The following is a 248-nucleotide window of genomic DNA, read 5'->3' as shown; positions in this document are numbered from 1 at the left end:
GGCCGGGCTGCTGGCCGGGCGCGGCCTGACGGGTGTGGTGCACGCGGCGGGTGTGTTGGACGACGGCGTGATCGGGTCGTTGACGCCCGAGCGTGTGGACCGCGTGCTGCGGCCCAAGGCCGTGGCGGCGCTCCACCTGCACGAGCTGACCCGCGACATGGACCTGGGCGCGTTTGTCCTCTTCTCCTCCTTCGCCGGGGTGATCGGCGGGCCTGGGCAGGGGAACTACGCCGCCGCCAACGCGTTCC

The 248-nt window shown here is 73.4% G+C and carries 1 pseudogene; it reads left to right on the top strand.

Annotated features, from left to right (window positions below):
- Positions 1-19 precede the first annotated feature (19 nt).
- Positions 20-248, top strand: a pseudogene (locus tag DEH69_RS10665) (KR domain-containing protein); the annotation flags it as partial.

The sequence above is a fragment of the Streptomyces sp. PT12 genome, from assembly GCF_003311645.1.
Lineage (GTDB): Bacteria > Actinomycetota > Actinomycetes > Streptomycetales > Streptomycetaceae > Streptomyces.
The sequence above is the reverse complement of the archived record's forward strand: the minus strand, read 5'-3'. Positions and strand labels throughout refer to the sequence as shown.